The 4,478-nt window shown below is 73.0% G+C and carries 1 pseudogene; it reads left to right on the forward strand.

What is annotated here, in order from left to right:
• Positions 1–4,478 (forward strand): annotated as a pseudogene (locus tag WML84_RS13125) (hypothetical protein); the annotation flags it as partial.

Below are 4,478 nucleotides of genomic sequence, written 5' to 3' on the forward strand. Positions count from 1 at the left end.
GTCCGCTCCGGTCACGAGCGCGCCCGCCGCACCCGTCGTCGAGACCGGGTCGCCGGAGCTCGACGGCGCGTTCCGGGCTCTCGTGTTCGCGCTCGACGCGCTCGCGCACGTCGGCACCGAGTACACCACGACCGACGGTGCGAAGTACTACGTGCCCGCGACCTGGCACGAGGGCCGCCCCCTCCTGATCTCCGGCAGCGGCTGGCTCGACGGCACCGCGACCCAGGGCTCGATCATCGCGGTCAAGCTCGACGAGGGCGGCGTCTCGACGAAGCTCGAGGTGACGCACCCGGTGACCGGTGCGGTGCAGCCGAACAAGACCATCTACGCGGTCGCCCAGGCCGACGCCACCGGGGAGTGGTCGGTCGAGCTGCCCTGGCCCACGCTCGCCAACTCCGACAAGGCCTGGGCCGCCGGCGAGACCCACGGCGTGCGCCTGCTCACCGGATCCATGCTGAACGGCGACGTGATCCGCACGGCCGCAGCCGACGTCACGACCGCCGAGGCGCCGCCCGCGGCCGTCGCTCCCGCCGTCAGCACTCAGCCGAGGGCCACGGCCGTGCCGGCGGGCACGGATGCCGTCTTCACGGCATCCGCGTCGGGCGATCCGTCGCCGACCGCCCAGTGGCAGTCGCGGACGCCCGGCGGCGAGTGGAGCGATGTCGCGGGTGCCACGGGACCCACGCTCACGATCGCGGCGGCCCCGACGACGCTGTCGGGCACGTCGTACCGCGCCGTCTTCACCAACGCCGCGGGCAGTGCGACGACCGATGCCGCGCGCCTGACCGCCACCTCGATCACGCTCGACAAGGCGAGCTACGCGCCGGGTGAGACGATCTCGTTCACCGGAGCCGGCTACGTGAGCGACGACGGCGCCGGCGGATCGCTCGTGTTCGCACGAGCGGACGGGCTGTCGGCGACGAGTGCGGTGGGCATCATCGAGGCGACCTGGGGCGGCCCGGACGCGGTCACTCCCGGAGTGTCGCCGACGGGTGCCTTCCCCACCTTCCAGACCCACGCCGACGGGACGTTCTCGGGCACGGTCACGCTGCGCGAGAACGTCTCGGAGACCGGCCCGGGCACCGACGAGAACGAGGGCAAGCACTCGCTCACCTTCGCGAGCAACCCCGTCTACGGCAACCCGATGCCCGCGACGAGCGCGCAGGTGTGGTTCTCGGTCAGCGCGGGGACCGGCGAGCCGGAGCCGGAGCCGACCGAGCTGCCCGCGATCACGCAGCAGCCGGCCGACCTGACGATGTGGTCGAACGCGACGGGCGCGGCGTTCGAGGCGCGCACGGGCTTGACCCCTGCGCCGGCCAGCGCGCAGTGGCAGGTCGATGACGGCGGAACGTGGCGCGACCTGCCCGGCAAGGAGCACCTCCTCACGTTGGACGGCTGGGACTTCCACGTCTCCGCGCTCTCGCTGAGTGCCGCCGACGCGGCGGACGCCGCGTACCTCGTCGACGGGGCGCGGTTCCGGGTGGTGTTCCGCAACGGCGCGGGGAGTGTCACGAGCGCGGCCGCGACGTTGACGATCAAGGCCGCCCCGGTCGTGACGATCGCCTCGGTGGGGCCGTATCACCGCGGCGACAAGGTCACCGTGTCGGGCAGCGGGTTCGTCCCCGACACTCGGGTCATCGTCGATCTCGGCAGCCCGTCGACCGGCGGCGTCGTGCGCGTGACGGAGACGGTCGAGGAGTTCGTCCGGGTCGGCGGCGACGGGTCCTTCTCGGGCGTCGAGCTCACCATCCCCCTCCTCCGCTACGTCGGCGTCGACCCCGGCGACGACGGCGCTCTCGCCGCTGCCGACGACTACGAGCTGCAGTTCAGCTCGTGGAACCAGAACCCCTCCGTGACCGTCGCGACGGCTCCGTTCGCGATCGTGGACCCGGCCGAGGGGGCGGCGCCGGGCATCCTGTCCCAGCCCCAGACGGTGACGACCACGGCGGGGACCCCGGCGACGTTCCGCGTCGAGGTGGCCGGCGATCCGACCCCGACCGTCTACTGGCAGACGAACGCCGGCGCGAGCCCGTACAACTGGAGTCCCATCTGGGCGGGCAACAGCGGCGAGACGTGGGTGACGAGCTCTCGCACGACGACGAATGTCAGGGCCGTCGTCGCGAACGCCGCCGGCTGGGTCGTGTCCGCCCCGGTGCAGCTCGTGATCGCACCGGCTGCCGCGCCCGAGATCACGACGCAGCCCGTTCACGTCACCGCCGAACGCGGTGCGGCGGCCGCCTTCACGGCGGCCGCGAGCGGTGTCCCCACCCCGACCGTGCAGTGGCAGTCGAGCGCGGGCGGCGAGTGGGCCGACGTGCCGGGCGCCACGACGACGACGCTCACCGTCCCGGTCGACGAGTCGACGGCATCCGGTGCGCGCTACCGTGCGGTGTTCACCAACGCCGGCGGCTCGGCGACGACGAGCGCCGCGACCCTCACGGTCGTGAGCGAGCAGGTCGCCCCGACCGTCACGGCGCAGCCGACGGACACGAGCGTCGAGGTCGGGCAGACCGCGCGCTTCACCGTCGCCGCCAGCGGGGCACCGGCCCCCGCCGTGCAGTGGTGGTCGAAGACGCCGACCGGCCAGTGGGCCGTGCTCGCGGGTGCCACCGGCACCGCGCTGACGGTGTCGGACGCCGCGCTCGCGCAGAGCGGCACGCAGTTCAAGGCCGTCTTCACGAACGCCGCCGGCAGCGCCGAGACGGATGCCGCGACGCTGACGGTCACCGAGGCGCCCGCCGTGCGCACCTACACCGTCACCGACGGCGCCGGGCGCGAGGTCACCTATACGGCGCCGACCACGATCACGCCGGGTCAGGACATCGTCGTGTCGGGCACGAACTGGCGGGTGCAGGACGGGTCGAAGGGATCGGTGTTCAGCGTGCTGATCGACGCGACCTTCTCGGGCGACCCGAACACCGTGTACACGAAGCGCGAGGTCACGAACCCGGTCACCGGGACGGCGACCGCCGACAAGCGTCTGCACGCGATCGTCGAGGCCGACGCGAACGGCGACTGGACGCTCACCGTGCCCTACCCGACCGTCGACAACGCGCGGCTGGCGGACGGGTCGTGGACCGACTGGGCGGCGGGCTCGAGCCATCAGATCCGCTTCCTCTCCGGCACGCTCGAGACGCGCGCCGCCGACGTGGTCCGCTCGCTCAACGCGACCTTCGAGATCGCGGGCGACGTGCCCGGCGAAGAGCCCGGCGCCGGCGACCCGCCGAGCTGGGCGCACGAGACGGTGACCTACACGGACGCCGCCACGGGCGGCACCGCGACGGCGTGGGTGCAGAAGGACGTGGACGCCGGCGACGGCAGCACCATCAGGATCAAGGGCACCGGCTGGGTGAACCGGGCCGGCACCGGCGCCTCGACCGTCGCCATCAAGCTCAACTCGGGAGCGACGACGCAGTACACGCGCTCCGGCGCGGGCGTGGTCGTGCATCCGTCGGCGACCGGCGACAACACGATCTGGACGCTGCTGGCGCCCTCGAACCCCTCGAGCCACGCGAACGTCATCGCGATCGACGCGGACGGCGACTTCGAGGTCGAGATCGACGCACCCGACGGCCTGACCGCGGGTCAGTACCTGAGCGTGCTGTTCCAGTCCGGCAGGTTCGACTCGGCTGACGTCCTGCGCACGGTGACGACCGGGTTCCTCACCGTGGGCGGCGTGCCGCACACCGGCGGGGGCACCGAGGAGGAGCCCACGTGCGTGCCGACGGGCTCCGCGCCCGCCATCACGATCGAGAACCCCGGCGTGGGTCTCGGCGGCACGCTGCACGTCACAGGCACCGGCTGGTGCCATCCGGCCGAGAAGCGCGGCGGCTCCGTCATCGCGGTCAAGATCGACGAGGGCGCGTACAGCCACCTCACGGCCGACCTGCATCAGAACCAGACCATCTGGGCGATCATCGAGGCGAACGCGGAGGACGGCACGTTCGACGCCGAGATCCGCCTCCCCGACGGAACCGCGACCGGCGCCGCCGGCTCGTCTCCGGCGTTCACCGAGGGCGCGCACACCCTGCGGCTCCTCACGGGCTCGCTCAAGTCGGGCGACACCGTGCGCACCGTGCAGTCCGCCGAGTTCGTCGTGGGCGCGTACCAGCCCAACGGCGCACCCGATCCGGTGGATGCCGCCACCCTGACCGACGCGAACGCGAACGGGGTCACGGTCGAGAAGCGGGCCACGGCGCTCGTCGTGACCGTGCCCGGTGCACAGGAGGGCGACTGGATCTTCCTGACGCCGTACACCGCCGACGGCTCGCCGCGCTACCCGTGGCTGGGCACGTGGTTCCAGGCGGACGCGTCCGGCGTCGTCGTGGCGCCGCTCGCCGGGGCGACCCTTCCGGTCGGCGCTCTCAAGGTCGTCGCGCAGTCGGGCAACCAGGGCGAGGTCGGAGAGCTCCTCGGCTGGGGCGCGCTGACCGTCGACGCCCCGCCGGCGCCGAGCGGGCCCGACGGCGGCACGATCG

This window comes from Microbacterium sp., from assembly GCF_039812165.1.
In the GTDB taxonomy this organism is placed as follows: Bacteria; Actinomycetota; Actinomycetes; order Actinomycetales; family Microbacteriaceae; genus Microbacterium.